The following is a 1143-nucleotide window of genomic DNA, read 5'->3' as shown; positions in this document are numbered from 1 at the left end:
GAAGGAAACGATCACGATCCCCGAGAACGAACCCATTCCCCTGGACATGGTGCTGCGCGATGTCCCGGGCGCCACTCCCGACCTGTTGGACGGTGTGACGGCCAAGGCCTTCACGCGCTATGTGACGGTGGACGGGCAACGCATCGGCCAACTGGTCCTGACCGCCGTCACCAAGGAAGACAGGATCGAGGAGCTGCCCCACGAGCTCTTCGTGAGCCAATTCGAAATCAAGACCGCCCCCATCCTGCCGACAGCCGAGGAAGTGACCATCGAGGGCGACCAGGACACCATGATCGCCGCGCTGATGCGCCTCCAGGAAAAGGAGGAGACGGACCAGGCAGAAAAGAAGGAGAAGGAAAAGGAAAGCCGCGACAGCCGGAATGGCCAGGACGGCGCCGCCGGATCCTCCGGGCGATCCTCAAACTCGGACGCGGCGAATTACCAGACCCCGGACAAGCTGAAGGTGTCGAAGACAGACGCCAACACGGACGAAGTCCTCACCGACGACACCGAGGAGGAGGTTGTCATCCCGGAGGTGGTGCTGACCACGGATGGCTGCTCCATCCGCGTGGACCTGGCCCAGGGCGTGGCGATCCAGCAGAACCGCGTGGTGGTCACCACCGGAAGCACCACGGAAACCGAAGCCTGCGCCGACGGCCCGGACCGCTTCCCGATCCTGTTCACCTCCGTGGGCTGCGAGGACCGCGTCGACTTCGCCGCCCGCACCGCGACCGCCCAACGCCGCCAGTTCTACATTGACCCGACAGGCCAGGAGGTGGAGGTGACTCGCTGCGCGGATAACTCCGAACAGGTCTTCCCCATCACGGAAGACCGCTCGGTCTGCCCACACTTCATCGACTATGAGAAAACGACCGTCGTGGCTCAGGCCCAGTTGGTTTATGCCGACGCCAACAACGCCACCGTGGTGGTGCAGGACTGCGAACCCGCCGAAGGCGCAGCACCGGTCCCGCTGGTCGAGACGGAGGAAGGCTGCACCCTTCGCCACGACTTTGCCACCAACCGTTCCAACCGCCAGACCAAGCTCATCTACCACATGGGCGACCTGACCTATCAGGCGAGCGACTGCGTCGACAGCGACACCTGGCATCCACACCTGCGCCTCCATGAAACCGCCGACGGCCA

At 64.0% G+C, this 1143-nt stretch carries 1 pseudogene; it reads left to right on the top strand.

The features are described 5' to 3' along the window. Nucleotides 1-1143, top strand: a pseudogene (locus tag ACLIRY_RS27175) (hypothetical protein); the annotation flags it as partial.

This window comes from Rhodospirillum sp. A1_3_36 (genome assembly GCF_047263945.1).
In the GTDB taxonomy this organism is placed as follows: Bacteria; Pseudomonadota; Alphaproteobacteria; order Rhodospirillales; family Rhodospirillaceae; genus Rhodospirillum.
This window is presented reverse-complemented; position numbering and strand designations above follow the sequence as displayed.